At 61.6% G+C, this 16,543-nt stretch carries 13 protein-coding genes; 1 reads left to right on the top strand and 12 read right to left on the bottom strand.

What is annotated here, in order from left to right; translation table 11 throughout:
• Window positions 1-20: 20 nt before the first annotated feature.
• From R3E82_04285 to flgB, 12 genes are all read right to left on the bottom strand, one after another.
• The gene (locus tag R3E82_04285; protein MEZ5550084.1) at window positions 21-2,180 is read right to left on the bottom strand and encodes a flagellin; all 2,160 of its coding nucleotides are present in this window, start codon (window positions 2,178-2,180) and stop codon (window positions 21-23) included.
• Between the two features lie 666 nt (window positions 2,181-2,846).
• Entirely contained in the window at window positions 2,847-4,088 is a 1,242-nt protein-coding gene (gene flgL / locus R3E82_04280; GenBank protein ID MEZ5550083.1) for a flagellar hook-associated protein FlgL, read from the bottom strand.
• Window positions 4,089-4,090: 2 nt separating this feature from the next.
• Complete coding sequence (gene flgK, locus R3E82_04275; GenBank protein MEZ5550082.1) at window positions 4,091-6,736, bottom strand: flagellar hook-associated protein FlgK; 2,646 nt, start codon at window positions 6,734-6,736, stop codon at window positions 4,091-4,093.
• Window positions 6,737-6,739: 3 nt separating this feature from the next.
• On the bottom strand, window positions 6,740-7,708 hold the full coding sequence (flgJ, locus tag R3E82_04270) for a flagellar assembly peptidoglycan hydrolase FlgJ (GenBank protein ID MEZ5550081.1): 969 nt from the start codon (window positions 7,706-7,708) through the stop codon (window positions 6,740-6,742).
• A 2-nt stretch (window positions 7,709-7,710) separates the two neighbouring features.
• The gene (locus R3E82_04265; GenBank protein ID MEZ5550080.1) at window positions 7,711-8,802 is read right to left on the bottom strand and encodes a flagellar basal body P-ring protein FlgI; all 1,092 of its coding nucleotides are present in this window, start codon (window positions 8,800-8,802) and stop codon (window positions 7,711-7,713) included.
• A gap of 34 nt (window positions 8,803-8,836) precedes the next feature.
• Window positions 8,837-9,535 (bottom strand): flagellar basal body L-ring protein FlgH, encoded by a 699-nt coding sequence (gene flgH / locus R3E82_04260; GenBank protein ID MEZ5550079.1) that lies wholly within the window; start codon window positions 9,533-9,535, stop codon window positions 8,837-8,839.
• Entirely contained in the window at window positions 9,532-10,317 is a 786-nt protein-coding gene (flgG, locus tag R3E82_04255) for a flagellar basal-body rod protein FlgG (protein MEZ5550078.1), read from the bottom strand. The genes flgH and flgG overlap by 4 nt, the downstream gene beginning before the upstream one ends.
• 54 nt (window positions 10,318-10,371) lie before the next feature.
• A complete protein-coding gene (gene flgF, locus R3E82_04250; protein MEZ5550077.1) occupies window positions 10,372-11,112 on the bottom strand; it encodes a flagellar basal-body rod protein FlgF in 741 nt (246 codons plus the stop codon).
• A 19-nt stretch (window positions 11,113-11,131) separates the two neighbouring features.
• The gene (locus R3E82_04245) at window positions 11,132-13,912 is read right to left on the bottom strand and encodes a flagellar hook-basal body complex protein (protein MEZ5550076.1); all 2,781 of its coding nucleotides are present in this window, start codon (window positions 13,910-13,912) and stop codon (window positions 11,132-11,134) included.
• Window positions 13,913-13,924: 12 nt separating this feature from the next.
• Window positions 13,925-14,578, bottom strand: coding sequence for a flagellar hook assembly protein FlgD (locus tag R3E82_04240; protein MEZ5550075.1), 654 nt, complete (start codon window positions 14,576-14,578; stop codon window positions 13,925-13,927).
• A 16-nt stretch (window positions 14,579-14,594) separates the two neighbouring features.
• Entirely contained in the window at window positions 14,595-15,029 is a 435-nt protein-coding gene (gene flgC / locus R3E82_04235) for a flagellar basal body rod protein FlgC (GenBank protein MEZ5550074.1), read from the bottom strand.
• Window positions 15,030-15,032: 3 nt separating this feature from the next.
• The gene (gene flgB / locus R3E82_04230) at window positions 15,033-15,440 is read right to left on the bottom strand and encodes a flagellar basal body rod protein FlgB (protein ID MEZ5550073.1); all 408 of its coding nucleotides are present in this window, start codon (window positions 15,438-15,440) and stop codon (window positions 15,033-15,035) included.
• A gap of 323 nt (window positions 15,441-15,763) precedes the next feature.
• On the opposite strand from flgB, the gene flgA reads away from it, so the two are divergent.
• Window positions 15,764-16,504: a flagellar basal body P-ring formation chaperone FlgA gene (gene flgA, locus R3E82_04225; protein ID MEZ5550072.1), complete on the top strand. Its 741-nt coding sequence runs from the start codon at window positions 15,764-15,766 to the stop codon at window positions 16,502-16,504.
• Window positions 16,505-16,543: the final 39 nt, after the last annotated feature.

Raw genomic sequence — 16,543 nt, 5'->3', positions numbered from 1 at the left:
CTGATTACGCCTGGCCCTTCTTACTGAAGGAGGGACAGGACCAGCTGCGGCTGAGCATTGGCCTGCGCCAGAATCGAGATACCCGCCTGCTGCAGTACCTGGGTACGCGACAGTTCGGCTGTCTCTCTGGCGAAGTCCGCATCCAGAATCCGCGAACGGGCGGAGGACAGGTTTTCGGAGTTGATGGCCAGCGATCCGATCGTGGAATCCAGACGGTTCTGGATGGCACCGAGGTTCGCCCGCTCCGCGTTTACCGTATCCAGCGCGTTGTCGACCGCGGACAGAGCCCGCTCTGCGCCTTCAACCGTGGAGATGTCCACTTCCGTGAGGAACTGTCCATCCACACCACCGCCGAAGGTGCCCTGCTCGAAGCCGGAAAGAGCGACCTGGCTGTCACCGTTGACACCTGCAGAGACAGTCAGCTCTCTGGCAGAAGACAGGGTGATGGTGCCTGAGGTGGTGACTGCGTTCGCAGCGTGTGCACCGATACCGATGTTGGTGGTGCCACCAAGCCCGATCGTAGCCGCGGTACCTGCCGCGCCTTCCACCACCGAGATCGCGATGTTACGACCGTCAGCAGCAGTCAGCGTGATGCTGGTGCCGTTGTCTGCCGCGGTAACCCCGGTCTGTCCGCTGCGGGCATTGATCGCGTCGACCGAAGCCGTGCGCGCCGATTCCACCGCTGCTGAAGTGGTGCCCGATACCGTCACCTGACTGATCGCCACACCATTGATGGTGATGTCAGCGGTACCGGCGACTGCCGTACCCGTGGTACCAACAACCGAGGTTGCGTTTGCAGTGGCTCTGACACCGGTCTGCGCGCTGGCGCGATTGATGGCCGCGGCGACGGCGATAGCCGAGTTGCTGCGGCTGCTGGAGTTCGCCGTGGTATCCGAGGCGGTATCATCGGCTGCCCGACTGGCATCGATGGATACGCCATTGATCACCAGATCGCCTGCTGCCAGTGTCGCCGTGGTCGGGGTAGCAGCTGCAGCGGTAACGACAGCCTGGGTAACCACTGCGGCGGTCGTGCCACCAAAGGTACCGCGACTCAGGCCTGCATTGGCCAGGTTGCCACCGTTGGTGATGGTGCCGTCGCCACCGTCTATGGAGATGTCGCTGCCATCCCGGGAAACCAGGGTGAAGCCACCGGTGAAGGTCTCGGTACCGTCAGCAGTAAAGTTCAGGCCTGTAGAGGCCTCGGTCAGGGTGCTGCCGCCAGCTTCCACTATGGTGATGTTGCGCCCATCTGCTGCTTCCAGCACGACGCCACCGGAGTCGGATTCGGTGTCTACCGCAATCACGCCGGTCTGAGCAGAACGTGCGTTGATGGCATCCACGACCGCCTGCCGGTTCTGGCTGGTGGACGATGCGCCTGTCGTGATGTTGATGGTCACACCATTGAGGGTGATGGCGCCCGTGGTCGCCGTCGGGGTGGCGGTCATGTTGGAACCGCCGACCCGGTTGGTATTGACCTGGGCTTCGACACCGGTCTGGTTGGTGACACGGTTGATGGCCGCGGACTTGGAGATCGCGCTTTGAGCGTTGTTTGCCACCGAGGCCACGTCGTCTGCAGCAGCCGATGCGCCAACGGCCACACCGTTGATGATCAGGTCACCGCTGCTCAGCGCCGTGCTGGTACCGATGGAGCTGATGCCCGCACCGATGCCGCCGCCGAGTTTGTCGGCTGTCACCTGATTGATGGAGATGTCCACCGTCTCGCCGGCGTTGGTGCCGATCTGCACGCTGGATGAGAAGCTGCCGTCGAGCAGGTTGCGGCCGTTGAAGTTGGTCTGCTCACTGACCCTGCTCAGTTCCGCGATCAGCTGGCTTGCTTCCGCGTTCAGTGCCTGACGGTCAGAGTCACTGTTGGTGGCGTTGGATGCCTGCAGAGCCAGTTCCCGCAACCGCTGGAGACTCTCGGTCATGGCACCGAGGGCGCCTTCCGCCGTCTGGGCAAGGGAAATGCCGTCGTTCGCGTTCCGCATGGCGACGGTGAGACCCCGCACCTGCGCGGTGAATCGGGTCGAGATGGCCAGACCGGCCGCATCGTCCCGTGCACTGTTGATGCGCAGACCGGACGACAACCGGGTCAGCGCCTGCAGACTGGCAGCCTGCGTGTTGTTCAGATTTCGCTGTGCCGTCAACGATCCGATGTTGGTATTGATAATCTGGGGCATTTCCTACTCCGTAGTTCAACCAATCCTGGTTCAGGCCGGTATGGCCCATTCGTTCCCGACGCAGTGCAGGGCAATGCAGGGGTACTCAGTGCCTGTAGCGGCGTGGGAGGAGGAATCTTTAGGGGACTGGGTCACATTTCCGGCAGGCGCCAGCGGTGCGGAACTCCGCTGGCATCGTAGGCAGATCCCGCTGAGTCTGTTTTTTGGAGCAGATTACGAGGCTGTGGTGGAGAGAGGGGTGTGGCGGACCTACGCTCGGGCCCTCCGGGCTTCCCTCTCTTGGCAGAGTTGCCCCGAAGCGGGTCAATCTGCCGCGCTCGGCCTCGCTCCACGGTCCGCCACACCCCCCTCTCCACCCCAGCTTCAGGAGGGATCCAAGACGCCTCAGTCGGATCTCCCCGACTTCCAACAGAGCGCACAGACGCGCAGCCAGGAAGCTCGGAAAGAATTATCCAGTGTGGTCGAGGATCGGGTACACCGGGCCGTGTAGCGAAGCCGAGTGCAGTGTTTTGACTCGCGTGTTCCTCACGCGAGGCAAAACGCTACGCGAGGGCACAGCGGAGCTGCTGAGCGAGGCCCGGTGTATCCGATCCTCGACCACGCTCTGATCAACCTCTTTCCAAGCCCCTGGCTGAGCACCTCAGATCGGCGTGGTTGACCCGCCGGCTAGCGCAGCGCATTGAACAGCGACAGACCACTGATGCGGACAAAGCTCTGCTGGGCGGCTTCGAGCAGGAAAGACTGAAAGCTCAGGCGGCTGGCAGCCTCGGCAAAATCGAGGTCCTGGATGTCGGACAACACCCGCTGACCCTCGAGATTGAGGCTCTCATGCAGCGCGCGGGCACTGTCGATGGTGTTCATGCGCGCGCCCAGCTGGGAGCGGACTTCGAGAATACGGTTCATGGCATTGTCGATGCCGGTGAGACCGTCGTCGAGCAGGCGCTGAAACTCTACCGGGTCTGTGGACGGATCCATGCTTTTAAGCCCGTCGGTCAGCTGTTTGACAGTACTCAGCACGTCCCGCTTGCTGGTGGTTTCCACCACGAATCTGTCGCCCACCTGGGGTTGTCCGTTCATGCGGAAACTCATTCCGGCGACGCTGATCTCGGTACCTGGCTGATAGCGGATGTTCTGAAAACCCTCCACCACCCGGTTATCACTCACCCGTCGCACGGTGAAATTCGCCGCACCGGTCGGATCTTCCGACAAAGGCCTGAACTCGATGATGAGATCGTCGGGATAGAAGGCGGCTATCTGCTCCGCATCAGACACCCGACCGGCGCTGATCGAAGCCGCTGCGAGGGCATCGTTGTGCGGATGGGCGCGGGCCACGAACACCGGGCTCGCGGTTTCGATGTCCATGAAAACCTCGCGCCCGGAGTTGTTGACCGTCACGTACTGACCGCTGTCGACCTGCAGCCGGCGCTGTCCTTCGTCGCCACGAAACACCAGATTGCCGGACTCCAGCACAAACGGGCGCACATCCCCTTTGAAGCCGCTGAACAGGTATTCCCCGGTGGGTCCCCGGGTATTCACGAGCGACATCAGCTCTTCGAATCTCGCTTCGATTTCGATGGCGACAAAGCGCCGGTCTTCCGCAGACTGCACGCCGTTACTTGCCACCAGCGCGAGTTCGCGGATCCGCTGCAGTACGTCCGTCGTCTGCTGCAGCACAGTGTCTTCCTGGGCGAGCTGGGCGTCTGCTGCGTCGATATTGCGCTGGTACTGGGCACGGGTCTCGAGTTCCTGCTTGATGCGGATAACGCGAGCAGCCCCCACCGGATCGTCTCCCGGCTTGTTGATGCGTTTGCCGGTGGCCATCTGGGACTGGGTTTTCGCGACTTCCTGGGAGATCTCCAGCATTCTGGCGATACCCTGCTGATTGATCTGCGCGGACGAAATTCTCACGGCTACCTCATGATCGCAAAGAGGGTGTTGAAGATATCCCTGGCCACCGAGATGATCTGGGCGGACGCGTTGTAGGCCTGCTCGTAGCGAATGAGATTGGCGGCCTCCTCATCCAGATTCACTCCGGAAATCGATTCTCTCTGGGCCAGGGACTGTTCCAGCAGCGCCCCGGCGGCTTCCTTGTTGATCCTGCTCTGGCTCGATTTCACCCCGACAAACTGCACGAGTTCGCCATAACTGTCGGAAAAACTGACCGGCGGATCACCGATCAGCCGCATCGAACTCAGGCCGGCCAGTGCCAGGGCATTGCGGTTGTCGCCTGTTCCTTCCCGGTTCCGTCCGATGGCAAAGGTGTCTCCCGCTGCAGGTGTACCGATCATGCTCAGCTCGAAGCCGAAATCCGCCCGGGTATGTACCGGACTGCCGAGCATGAGCGAGCTGGTGTCACTGCTCAATCGGACGCCGGGCGCAGTGACCGCGGTCACCGTACCGCCGATGCTCACACCCCGGAACTGACCCGGTACACCTGCACCGTTGAGCACCAGACTTTCGCCCCGGAGATTGCTGACAGTAAGGTTATCGGTCGGATCACCGGCGACTTGAATGTGCAGATCGTCGCCGAAAGCACTGCGCAAGGTCAGGGCCTGTCCATCGCTGGCCGCTGTGATGCCGAGACCGGCCAGCGCAGGCTCAGCCGCAATGCGATCGGCAAGCTCATTGAGCGAACCGACAGCACCCAGATTGACACCGTTGACACTGACTTCGAGATCGAACGTAACACCGTTGTCTGTCAGATTACTCAGCGTTACCGAGTTCGAAGCGCTGGCGGTGACGCCCGAGAGGTTCGACAGCGCCGCCGCGATCTGCCGCGCACTGGCATTGGCCGGAATACTTGCCGATACACCGGTCGTGGCAGCGCCGGTGGCAGGATCGGTATGCTGCGCGCGAATCGACTGGGCACTGTAGCCATTCGGCGCAGCGCTGCTCAGGGTGCCGACGGTGGCGGTACCCAGTGCGCCGATACCGGCGCCATCGAAGACCACGCGCCGCTGGCCCGCCTGGGCGGGCAGCAGCTGATTGATCTGACGCGGATCGTAGGGCAGATCCGCCAGCGGTGGATTCAGCGGCCGCGGCGACGCGGGGTCGCTGTTGTCGAGGATCTCGTAGGTGGTCGGGCTGGTGAACCGCACCAGCAGGGGTGGGCTCAGACTGCCATCCTGAGCGAAGATCGGATGGCCCGGATCAAAGATCTCCCCGACCGTGACCGCACCGTTGCCCCGGTTTCCGACAGCCGCGCCGACACTCAGAGGTCCAGCGAGCGCCAGCAGCGCCGGATCGGCGAGTGCCAGATCCAGACTGCCCGCTGCGTCAGCCAGTGGTTTGAGAACGAATCGATCTCCCGGGGCAAAGTTGCCCTCGGCCAGTTCCACGGTCATGCCATCGAAAGACATCCGCTGGGGCAGCGCCCCACCCAGGGTACCCTGGTGCACGATGCGGTTGTCGCTCAGGCGCCTGACGAAAAAACCGCCTTCACTGGCATCATCGAAGCTGAGTTCGTAATCGCTCACCGGCATGGAGAAGGGATCGTCGATGCTGATACCGATTCCTGCACCATTGCCCCGGTTGTCTTCGTGGCCGATGACACGCAGATCCCGTACCCTCGCCGCGTTCAGATCGCTGAACAGCAGCCCGCCAGGTTCACCGTGCAGATCTACGCCTTTGGCGTGAGTGTCATTGACACTGCGGGCCACCACATGCGCGATCAGACCGAGCCGGTTGATGGCCGGCTCGAGCACTTCGGAGCGGAACCGCAGCAGCCCGCCCAGTTCTCCACCCTGCAGCGCAGAGGTGATCGTACTCGCCACACCGCGCTCATCCGCCCGCAGGGTGACCTCTCCCTGGCCGGTCACCGCGAGCTGCCCCGCACTGGAGCCGAGAATCAGTGCCTGGCCCTTGCCGATGAACACACTCATGCGTCCATCGAGCTGCTCGTTTGTGCGCACGCTGACATAGGTTGAAAGCTCTTTGAGCATTTCTTCACGCTGATCGAGCAGCGCATTAGCCGCGCCCGATGCTTCCGTGCCCTTGAGGGAGGCAATACGGTCGTTGATCGAGGCGATGCCCTGGGCCAGCTCATTGACCCTGGCAACACCGGAGTCGAGTTCAGCAACCAGGTTGTAGCCCTGGGTTGAAAGCCGTTCGTGCATCGAGCCGAATCGATCGACCAGGCCCTGGGCCTGACTGAGCACCATCTGCCGGAACGGCAGTGACGATGGCGATGAACTTGCGGTCTGGATGGCATTGAAGAAACTGTCCAGTGCCGTGTTCAGCGATGCCGCATCGTCGAGCAGCACGCCTTCAATCTGCCCGATCTGCCGGTTCATCGCATCCAGTTCGGAGAACAGCGCACTGTCCATGCGGATCTGGCCGGTCACGAAACCATCTGCGATCCGGGTAATCCGGTCGACCCGGGCACCCGCGCCTTCAAACTGCCCACCCTGGGTGCCGGCGGTCTGGGGTGACATTTCGACCCGCTGACGGGAATACCCGGGGGTGCTGGCATTGGTGATGTTCTGGCCTGTAACGGCGAGGGCCGTCTGCTGCGCCCGCAGTCCGCTCACACCGATATTGAACAGATCCGCGCCCATGACTCACATCATCCTGGTTTCTATCGACCCGAGGAGGGAGCGAACCCGCTCGGCCACGGCTTCGATCTTGCGCCCGTAGGCAGGATCCGTTGCGTAACCCGCCTTCTGCAGAGCCGAGCCGAAGCTGAACGCGTCTTTGCCCGAACCCATGGCATCCCGGTAGCGACTGCCGAGAAGGCGCAGATAGTCACCGACCGAGCCACTCAGATCCTCATATGACCGGAAACTCGCCTTGCGCGGACTCATGCGGCCGAACTCGTGTTCGAGTGTGGTGACCTCGACCTTGTCACCCGACCAGCCCTCGGCCTTGATACCGAACAGATTGAAACTCGGCTGGCCATGCTGATCATGAATCACCTTCTGGCCCCATCCTGTTTCGAGTGCCGCCTGGGCAACGACGTTGATGGGATTGATCGGCATGTCTTCGAGCAGTTTTTCCACCACGGGCATCAGTTCATCGACGAAGGCCTGGGCGGATTCGAAGAGGGGTCGGGCGCTTCCCTGGGGGTTGAGTCGAGCCGTCGCGGCGGCGCCGTATGTCGGGCCGTTTGCGGAATCGGTGACGTTCGCCTGACTGGCGTCAGTCGCAGCGCTTCCTGTCCTGGCAGACATCGGCGTCCTTGCAGGGACCCGGGTATCCAACACCCCGTCGGGGTCAACATCCCGACCGGACAACTGTTTCACCAGCACATCACCGAGACCGATGCCGCCCGCCTCACTCATATGCACGGCGTACTGGTGATCGAGCATTTCCTGATGCATCTCCACCGCCGAACTGGACAGATAGCTGCCTTCACTGAAAACCGCGTTGGCATCGCGCATGCTTTTCAGCCAGATGTCCAGGAACATGGACTCGAATTCTCCGGCCGCTTTGCGCAGTGCCGCCTGGCTGTCCGTGGGCAGAGACTTGAGTCCCTGCACGTCCGTATAGGCGGCGCCGAGGGAGACCGGTATTTCCGGTGTGCTGATCACGGTCAGATCACCACGATCTCGGCGCGCAGTGCACCAGCTGCCCGCAGTGCCTCCAAGATGGCCATGAGATCTCCCGGTGCGGCACCGACTTCATTCACCGCGGCAACAATGTCCTGCAGGGCCACGCCCGGATTGAAATAGAACATCCGATTGCCGGTCTGCTCCACCGAAACATCGGACTGCGGGACGACCACCGTCCGGCCACCGCCCAGTGCGTTGGGCTGACTGACCATGGCATTCTCTGAAATCGTCACCGACAGCGAACCATGAGTGATGGCCGCTGGCAGTACTTCGACATGCTGACCGATCACGATGGTACCGGTGCGGGAGTTGATGATGACCTTGGCGCTGCTGAGTCCGGGTTCGACATCCAGATTTTCCAGCACCGACAGGAAGGCGATACGCTGACTGGAATCGACCGGGGCCCGCACGGCAATCGAAGTGGCATCCCGGGACTCAGCGACCGCGGGTCCGAACGTCGCGTTGATCTGCTCCGTGACCCGGCGTGCTGTGGTGAAGTCGTTGCGGTGCAGATTGAAGACGATGTATTCAGTTCCGGAGAATCCGTTGGGTGCGGCACGCTCCACCATGGCGCCGTTGGGAATCCGACCGGCACTTTTCACATTGACCGTTATGGAAGATCCGTCGTTGCCTTCGCCGCCGAAGCCACCCACCACCAGATTGCCCTGGGCGACCGCATAGACTTCGTTGTTCAGCCCTTTCAGCGGCGTGATGAGCAGGGTGCCGCCCCGCAGAGATTTGGCGTTCCCGATCGAAGACACGGTGACATCGATCTGCTGACCCGGCTTGGCAAAAGGTGGCAGGTCCGCGTTGATGGTCACTGCGGCCACGTTCTTCAGCTGGGGTTCGAACCCCGCCGGAATCTGTATGCCGAACTGGCGCAGCATGTTACGGAACGTCTGGATGGTGAACGGCGTCTGGGTAGTCTGATCACCGGTGCCATCCAGCCCGACCACCAGTCCATAGCCCACCAGCTGGTTCGACCGCACCCCTTCGACACTCGCGAGATCCTTGAGCCGCTGTGCGTTACCTGCAGGCGCCAGCAGGAGCAGGGCAAGGCTCAGAAGCAGCATCAGCGGATTTCTGAAATCAGTCACTGCCGCACTCCTACAGGGGGTTGAGCGGGTGGAAAAAGAAGCGCGACAGCCAGCCTGCAGCGTTGCTGTTGGCCAGCTCGCCGGTGCCGCTGTAGGAAATGCGCGCGTCTGCGAGACGCAGAGAGGAGACGGCATTGTAGGCGTCCACGTCCTCCGGACGCACCAGGCCACTGACCCGTAGATACTCTTCGCCCCGATTCAGATTCATCCATTTTTCGCCCTGCACCAGCATCAGGCCGTTAGGCAGTACTTCGGCAATGACCGCGGTGAGGGTGCCGGAGAGTCGATTACTCTGATCGCTCTCGGCACTGCCACTGAACCCCTTCTGACTGTCGATCGAGTTGAACAGCAGATCATCGTGTCCCTGGACCAGGTTACCGAACAGGGTGGGATTGGGCAGCTCGATCTGGGAGCCCTTGGCAATCGTCGTCTCCGCAGACTTGCTCGACTGAGTACGCTCTTCGAGACGGATGGTCACCACATCGCCCACCCGTCGGGCGCGACTGTCGTCAAACAGCGACCAGGCAGCCTCTGCACTCACCAGCGAACCCGGCGCAGGTGGAGGCAGCGCCGGGAGACTGGGATAGGCGGGCCGGTATGTGGGTTCCTCCCGCGACGGTGGGAGTGGCGGCCTGATCATGCAGCCGTGCACCAGTGCAAGCACGATGATCAGGGCGGTCAGTTTCACAGCGGATGTTCTGTTCATCATATGTTCTGCGTCATGTACTGGGACATCTGGTCTGCGGTGGAGACGACCCGTGCGTTCATTTCATAGGCGCGCTGGGTGGCAACCATGTTCACCATTTCTTCCACCACGCTGACGTTGGAGTTCTCCAGTGCACCCTGCACGGTGGCACCCAGTCCGTTTTCACCTGGCGTGCCCTGGGTGGCCGCCCCGCTGGAGGCCGTTTCCAGATAGAGATTGTTGCCCCGGGCTTCGAGACCCGCAGGGTTGGCGAAGTTCACCAGCTGGATCGAACCGACCTGGGTGGGTGCCGTATCCCCCTGGCGACTGACACTCACAGTGCCATCCACACCGATGGTCACATTGGTGGCGTCTTCCGGAATGGTGATCGCCGGCTCCAGTGCAAAACCCTGGGGATCGACAATCTGTCCATCCTGATTGAGCTGAAAACTGCCGGTGCGTGAATAGCCGAGCGATCCGTCCGGCAGGGTGATCTGAAAGAAACCTCTGCCTTCAATGGCGAGATCCAGAGGCGCGCCGGTGTTCTGAATCGAGCCTTCGCTGAAATTCTTCTGGGTGCCCATCACCCGTACCCCGACACCGAGCTGGGTGCCCGAGGGCAGCTGGGTGTTCTGGGTGGAGAGACCACCCGGCTGCTGACCAACCTGGTACATGAGATCTGAAAACACAGCTCGGTCGCGTTTGAAACCAACGGTCGTCACGTTCGCGAGATTGTTCGAGATCACCCGAAGTGCCGTATCCTGTGCCTGCAGTCCGGTCTTGCTTACCCACAATGCTGAACTCATCTTCCCTGCCCTCCAGAGGATCCTGATTCTGTTTGTCTATTCATCCGTCCGCCCTCAGCCCAGTCGCAACAGTGAAGAGGCCGCCTCGTCATTTTCCTGCGCGGTGCGCATCATCCGTACTTCCACTTCGAACTGCCGTGCCAGAGACAGAATCTCGGTCAGTTCCGATACGGCACTGACATTGCTCGATTCCAGGAACTCCGCCACTACTTCGACTGCAGCATCCGGCGCTTCGATACCACCGTCGCTGCGGACGATCCGTCCCGCCCCGTCCTTGCTCAGGTCTGCGGTATCCGGGTTGACCAGCTTCAGCCGCCCGACCTGAACCAGCGTTTCAGGGCTCTGTCCTTCAGGCTGCACGCTGATGCCGCCGTCTGAACCTATGTAGACGCGATCAAAGGGCGGCAGCGCTATCGGACCGGTGTCGCCGAGAACCTGCTGCCCTTCCCGGTCGAGGAGTCGACCGAGTTCGTCCACCTGAAGATCACCGGCGCGGGTGTAAGCTTCGCCTCCGCTTTCCGTCTGCACCGCGAGGAAACCCTCGCCTTTCACAGCAACGTCCAGTTCCCGGCCGGTCTGCATCAGGGTGCCCTGACGGAAATCGACACCGGGGATCTGGGTGAGGCCATATGCCCGCACCGGATGGCCATCGCCTTCCGCCCAGAACGCCTGTGCCTGGGCATAGTCGGCGCGGAATCCGGTGGTGGCCACGTTTGCAAGATTGTGAGCCCGCACGGATAGCGCGCGTTCGATGTTCGAAGCACCAAGCGTTGAGTTATAGAGCAGACGGTCCATGGCGAGTCCGGGTCAGCGATTACAGGTTGATAATGGTCTGGGTGATTTCATCGGCGGTGGAAATCGTCCTGGCATTCGCCTGGAAGTTCCTCTGGGCGATGATCAGCTGCACCAGCTGCTCCGAAAGTTCCACGTTCGAATCCTCGAGTGCACCGGATGTGATGGACCCCAGCGAGCCGGAACCGGGTGCCTGAATCACCGGCTCACCGGAATCGTTGGTTTCTATCCAGGCCGAATCACCGACCGCGGCAAGGCCCTGTGGGTTGGTGAAGTCTGCGAGCGCGATCTGGCCGAGAGTCTGGTTCTGACCGTTGGTGAAACGCGCAGAGACCACTCCCCGATCATCGATTCCCAGGCCGGACAGTTCACCGGTGGTGTAGCCATCCTGGTCCAGAGCGCTTACCGCGAAATCACTGCCAAACTGGGTCGAGCCGGTGAGCCGCAGTTCGAAGTTCGCGCTGGTCGGCGGGGAGGCAATCGGCAGCGATCCGCCTGCGAGCACGTTCTGGGGGCCCACCGCGCCGTTCGGATTGCCGTTGGCGTCCAGCGGTACCCAGTTGGAGATCAGGATGGAGTCGGTCCCCGCCGGGTTGAGCGTGCCGTCCGAATTGAACTGGGCGGCAAATCGCGCCCGGGTTGGTACCGTGTTCTGGGGGGGCGGCAGATTCGGGTCCGGGTCGCCGACGTCATGACCGTCAATCTGGGTATAAACCGACCAGCGGTTGGCCTCCTCGCCGATGACACCGGGAGTGAAGCGTTCCTTGACGAAATACAGAGTCATCGCGTGGGGATTACCCAGGCTGTCGAATATCGTCAGAGAAGTCGCCGCGTTGTAGGTTTCCTGATTGGTCGGATCGAAGGTGTTGAGTTCGAATTCGGTGAACGCCGAGGCATCGAGCACCCCGAACAGATTGGTCACGCTGGGTGTTGTATTCGCCAGAGTGTAATCCTCATCCAGTGTGAAGCTGACCGTGCCACCCACCGCGATCACCGAGGAGCCGCTGGTATCCAGGGTTACCGCACCACCCTGGGTACCGATGACGTCCAGCGAATCCGTGACATCGCCGGTGATGCCGAAGACCAGGTCGTTACCCACCGCGTCGTTTACCACAAGATCGCCGGCCGAGTTTATGGCTGCGCTGACCGTACCCAGTCCGGGCAGCCCGCTGTTGATGTTCGCCGCGATGGCCGACAGAGTGCTGCCAACCACGGCAACACCGTTGATCGAGACGCCCATGGAGCCACTGGTGTTGTTGAATCCCGCAGAGGGCACGGTGGCCGTGGTGCGCGCGTTGGCGCTGACCCCGGGCACCTGGGTGCTGCTGAACTGGGCGGCAATGGCGGCAGCCGTTGCGCCAGCTGCCGTCGTCACCGCCTGGACCGTACCGTCTGCAGCCACCACATCCACCGTCTGGGCGGCGTAGCCGTTGCTGGCGGCTGCAATACCCGGCACCGTGACACCCGTCGCAAGATTCAGCACAGCGACCAGGTCGGGCTGAGTGACACCGACGTTGCTGGTATCGAAATTGCCGATGGTGATCTGTGAAGCTTCACCGGCGACGGTGGCAAAGAACTGCAGGCGACCTGGGTTGTTGGGATCGATACGCACATCCACCCCGACTCCGGAAGCCAGCAGATCATCGCGGATATCACTGATCAGACTGTTCACGTCGGTTATGTTGGAGCGCAGGTGCACGGTTGCGGTGCCGTTGTTACCGGAGGAGCCACTGAGTGTCACATCAAAGGCGGCGGCGGTGATCGTGCCTGTATTCCCGGTCGCTGCACCCACCGGCGCGCCGTTGGTGGACCCCATGCCGATGCCGCCCAGCACGGCTTCGATGTTACCGGCAGTGACACCAGCACCCGGCGTGGCATTGGCCACGGTCACCGTGGAGGGTTCACCGGAATTCAGTGCGAAGAACTGCAGCCGACCGGCAGCGTTCGGATTCTCCCGGACATCGAGACCTGCACCCGTGCCAGCCAGATCGTCGCGTATCTCATTGATCAGGTCCTGCAGCGTGGAAATACTGCTGTCCAGATTGATGGTTACCGTCTGGTTCTCACTCGGCACACTGGAGCCCGCGAGGGTCACGTCGAAGGTGGAAGCCGCACCACCGCTGAAGTCAAACGGCGTGATGGCATTACCGGCGCTCACACTCGACTGACTGTTCACGCTGAAATCGAAGGGAGTGGGCGCACCGGAAGTATCCACCACCGAAGGTGTGGAAGTCGGCAGACCAAGCTGAGCTACGCCAATCGCCGAGCCCTGGGTATCGACCCGGCTGCCGATCTGTGACAGTACCGACGAGCGCGCATCCAGGTTCACGGCCGCGTCGACCAGTGAGGTCTGCTGGGGCGCGAGATTATTGGTGTTGATCTGCAGGTCACCGAGAATACCGCTCAGGGTTCCGGCCTGGTTCGCGGTGAAACCCTGGACCCGGGCGCCACTGTTGGCGACCACGAATCCGGAGCTGTCCACACCGAAAGCGCCGGCCCGGGTGTAGGCGCGTGCGCCATTGTCACTGAGTACGAAGAAGCCGTTGCCGTCGATGGCGAGGTCAAGGCTGTTGTTGGTGAAAGAAATCGTGCCCTGGTCGAACTGCTGGGCGATGTTTGCAAGCTTCACACCACTGCCGATCTGATTCGACCCGGAGCCGAGCAGACTCGAAGAATAGACATCTGCAAATTCCGCCCGGGCGGCTTTGAAGCCGATCGTGCTGGCGTTCGCGATATTGTTACCAGTGATGCGCAGATCACTGGAAGCGGCACTGAGTCCGCTGAGTGCGGTATTAAACGTCATAACAGTACTCCCTTACTGAATTTCCTGGATCTGCACGGCGGGAATCGAACTGCCGCCCGCCAGATTGGCCATAACACCCGCCTTATCGATCGACACGCTGACGACCTCGTCGGGCAGATTGATTGTTAACGGGATCGGTGTGGTACCGACCATATTGTGTGCGGTGATGTTGTAGGCCCCCTGGGGCACCTGGGTGCCCTGAGCGTCCCGCCCGTCCCACGCAAAACGCAACCGGCCCTGGGCACGCGGTCCCAGGTCGATGGTGCGGATGTGTTCACCATTGGCGCGGCTGATATCGACCCGCACATTGGCAGAGCTCTCGGGCAGATCAATGCTGCCACTGGTACCGCCGCTGCCGACCCAGGTCTGACTGGTGGGCACCATGACCGAGCGCCCCACCAGACTCGAGGCCTGAATGGTGAGCGATGACTGCATGGCGCTGGCGATTCCCGCCATCGAGCCATTGAGATTCTCAATACCTTCCACCGTGGAAAATTGAGCGAGCTGGGCAATGAAGTCTTCGTTCTTGGCCGGGTCGAGGGGATCCTGATTGTTCATCTGAGCAATCATCAGCTTGAGAAACTCATTTTTGCCGAGTTCCTGGGTTTCGCCCCCAGAGCCTGGTGATCGCAGCTGCTCGACGCTTCTGATTCCCGGTATTTCCACTTTAAACAACGCTCCTTTACTGACCGAGGTTGAGGACCCGTTCGGCGAGGGTTCTGGCGGTGTTCATGACTTCCACATTGAGCTGAAAAGATCGGCTCGCGGAAATCATGTTGGCCATTTCTTCGACCGGACTGACATTCGGGTAGGCCACGAAGCCTTCTTCGTTGGCATAGGGATGATTGGGTTCATAGCGGAAGTCCAGAGGCGCCTGGCTTTCGATGATGTCGAGTACGGCGACACCGCCGGCATCCGGCCCCCTTCCGCCATGGAGAGGGCCATCGAAGGCACCTGCGAGCTGCTCCGCAAACAGCGGATGTCGCGCACGGTAGGTGTCTTCAGGATTCTTCGACACGCTCTGCGCATTGGCCAGATTGCTGGCCGTCGTGTTCAGCCGCACGGACTGCGCCGCCATGGCGCTGCCGGAGACATCGAATACGTTCAACAGTGACATCTACTATTCTCCTTTGATCGCACTCAACATCGACCTGAAACGGCCGTCGAGAAAGCGCAGAGACGCCAGAAACTGCACATTGTTTTCTGCAAAGGCGGCCTGCTCAGTCTGGGCATCGACCGTATTGCCGTCGAAACTGGGAACCAGCGGCACCCGATACAGCCGGTCGATGTCCGGTTTACCGGTGGCCGCAGCCTGGTGTCCTGCGTGGGTCGCCCGGATGGCCACCGATGCGGGCAGTTCGCTGTTGCCCATGGCCTTGTTGAGTTCCGCGGCGAAGTCGATGTCCCGGGCGTGATAGCCGGGCGTGTCGGCATTCGCAATATTGCGGGCCAGCAGATCGGTACGCGCCGAGCGCAGCGACAGCGCCTGCTCATGAATGCCAAGGGCATTGTCGAAACCGATCTTCAAAATCTGCCACTCCTGTGTGGGGTAATCGCTGCCGCGGAACACGGCCCGAAGCAACCCACGGAACAGGAGAGCAAGACCTGTGCCAATTTCGATTAAACCGATGGGGCCGCACCGCCTGCCGGGGAAAACGTCCTGCCGCCCGTACCGGGTCCTGTTTTTCGCGCACAGGTACCGCTCCGAGTGATTCGAAAACCGGCAGACGATCGGCCGCCGCGGCGGCAGACAACTGCCGGTGCAGCGGCAGACCGATGCCGGTGGCGTGCACTACCGCTTCTGCTATTAATGAAGAACACCCGGCCCTCGCCTGACCACAAGGACTCCGAATGCGGGACACACAGCTCAGATTCCTCACAGCCACTTTCCTGAGCGCCACAATGACCCTGGTACTGTGCCCGCAGACCCAGGCTTCGGCCGACCCCACCCGTGCAGTTCACGACCTGCTCTATAAACAGGCCGAAGACGCTTATCCGGATGCGGATATCGAAGTCAGCGTTGCCGCCTTTGATCAGCGACTGCAGCTGGCAGCGTGCGATGAACTGCAGGTCGAAGCGCGTGGATCCCGGGTAGCCGGCCGCATACCGGTGGCTCTGAAGTGTCTGGCGCCGTCGCCCTGGTCAGCGTTTCTCAGCGGCGAAGTGAAAATCCATGCGCCGGTGCTGGTGACCACCCAGCCGCTGCCCCGGGGCACGATGTTGAGCGCTGCAGATCTGGAACTGCAGAATCAGGACATCAGCGCGCTGCGCGCGATGCCATTGCGTGATCCCCAGGCCGCCACTGGGCTGCAGCTCAAGCGGGCGCTCGGCGCCGGCTCCGTCCTGTATCTGTCGCAGATCGAGCAACCCCTGGCGGTGCGCCGGGGCGAGAAGGTCACGGTGCTGGCAGTCAGAGGTGCCGTGCAGATATCGGTGCCGGGCGAAAGTCTCGAAGACGGTCGGCGTGGCGAGCAGATCCGGGTGCGCAATCGCTCGTCGCAGAAGACGATTCAGGTCTGGGTAGTCGGCCGGGGCGTGGTCCAGACGACTGCGCCCGCAGCCGGGGATGAAGAGCTGGTTTCCCAGCGGTAGCGGGGCGACAAATCCTGGATCTGGACTAAAGTTAGCCCC

It is taken from the genome of Pseudomonadales bacterium (assembly GCA_041395945.1).
In the GTDB taxonomy this organism is placed as follows: domain Bacteria; phylum Pseudomonadota; class Gammaproteobacteria; order Pseudomonadales; family Azotimanducaceae; genus SZUA-309.
Note: the sequence above shows the minus strand (reverse complement) of the source record. Positions and strands in the feature narration are given on the sequence as shown.

Bases quoted from the DNA above. Each gene is read 5' to 3' on its own strand.
- R3E82_04265 (MEZ5550080.1), bottom strand. From the start codon at position 8,802: ATGCTGCTTCTGAGCCTTGCCCTGCTCCTGCTGGCGCCTGCAGGTAAC.
- flgA (MEZ5550072.1), top strand. From the start codon at position 15,764: ATGCGGGACACACAGCTCAGATTCCTCACAGCCACTTTCCTGAGCGCC.
- flgH (MEZ5550079.1), bottom strand. From the start codon at position 9,535: ATGATGAACAGAACATCCGCTGTGAAACTGACCGCCCTGATCATCGTG.
- R3E82_04285 (MEZ5550084.1), bottom strand. From the start codon at position 2,180: ATGCCCCAGATTATCAATACCAACATCGGATCGTTGACGGCACAGCGA.
- flgF (MEZ5550077.1), bottom strand. From the start codon at position 11,112: ATGGACCGTCTGCTCTATAACTCAACGCTTGGTGCTTCGAACATCGAA.
- flgK (MEZ5550082.1), bottom strand. From the start codon at position 6,736: ATGGGCGCGGATCTGTTCAATATCGGTGTGAGCGGACTGCGGGCGCAG.
- flgC (MEZ5550074.1), bottom strand. From the start codon at position 15,029: ATGTCACTGTTGAACGTATTCGATGTCTCCGGCAGCGCCATGGCGGCG.
- flgG (MEZ5550078.1), bottom strand. From the start codon at position 10,317: ATGAGTTCAGCATTGTGGGTAAGCAAGACCGGACTGCAGGCACAGGAT.
- R3E82_04245 (MEZ5550076.1), bottom strand. From the start codon at position 13,912: ATGACGTTTAATACCGCACTCAGCGGACTCAGTGCCGCTTCCAGTGAT.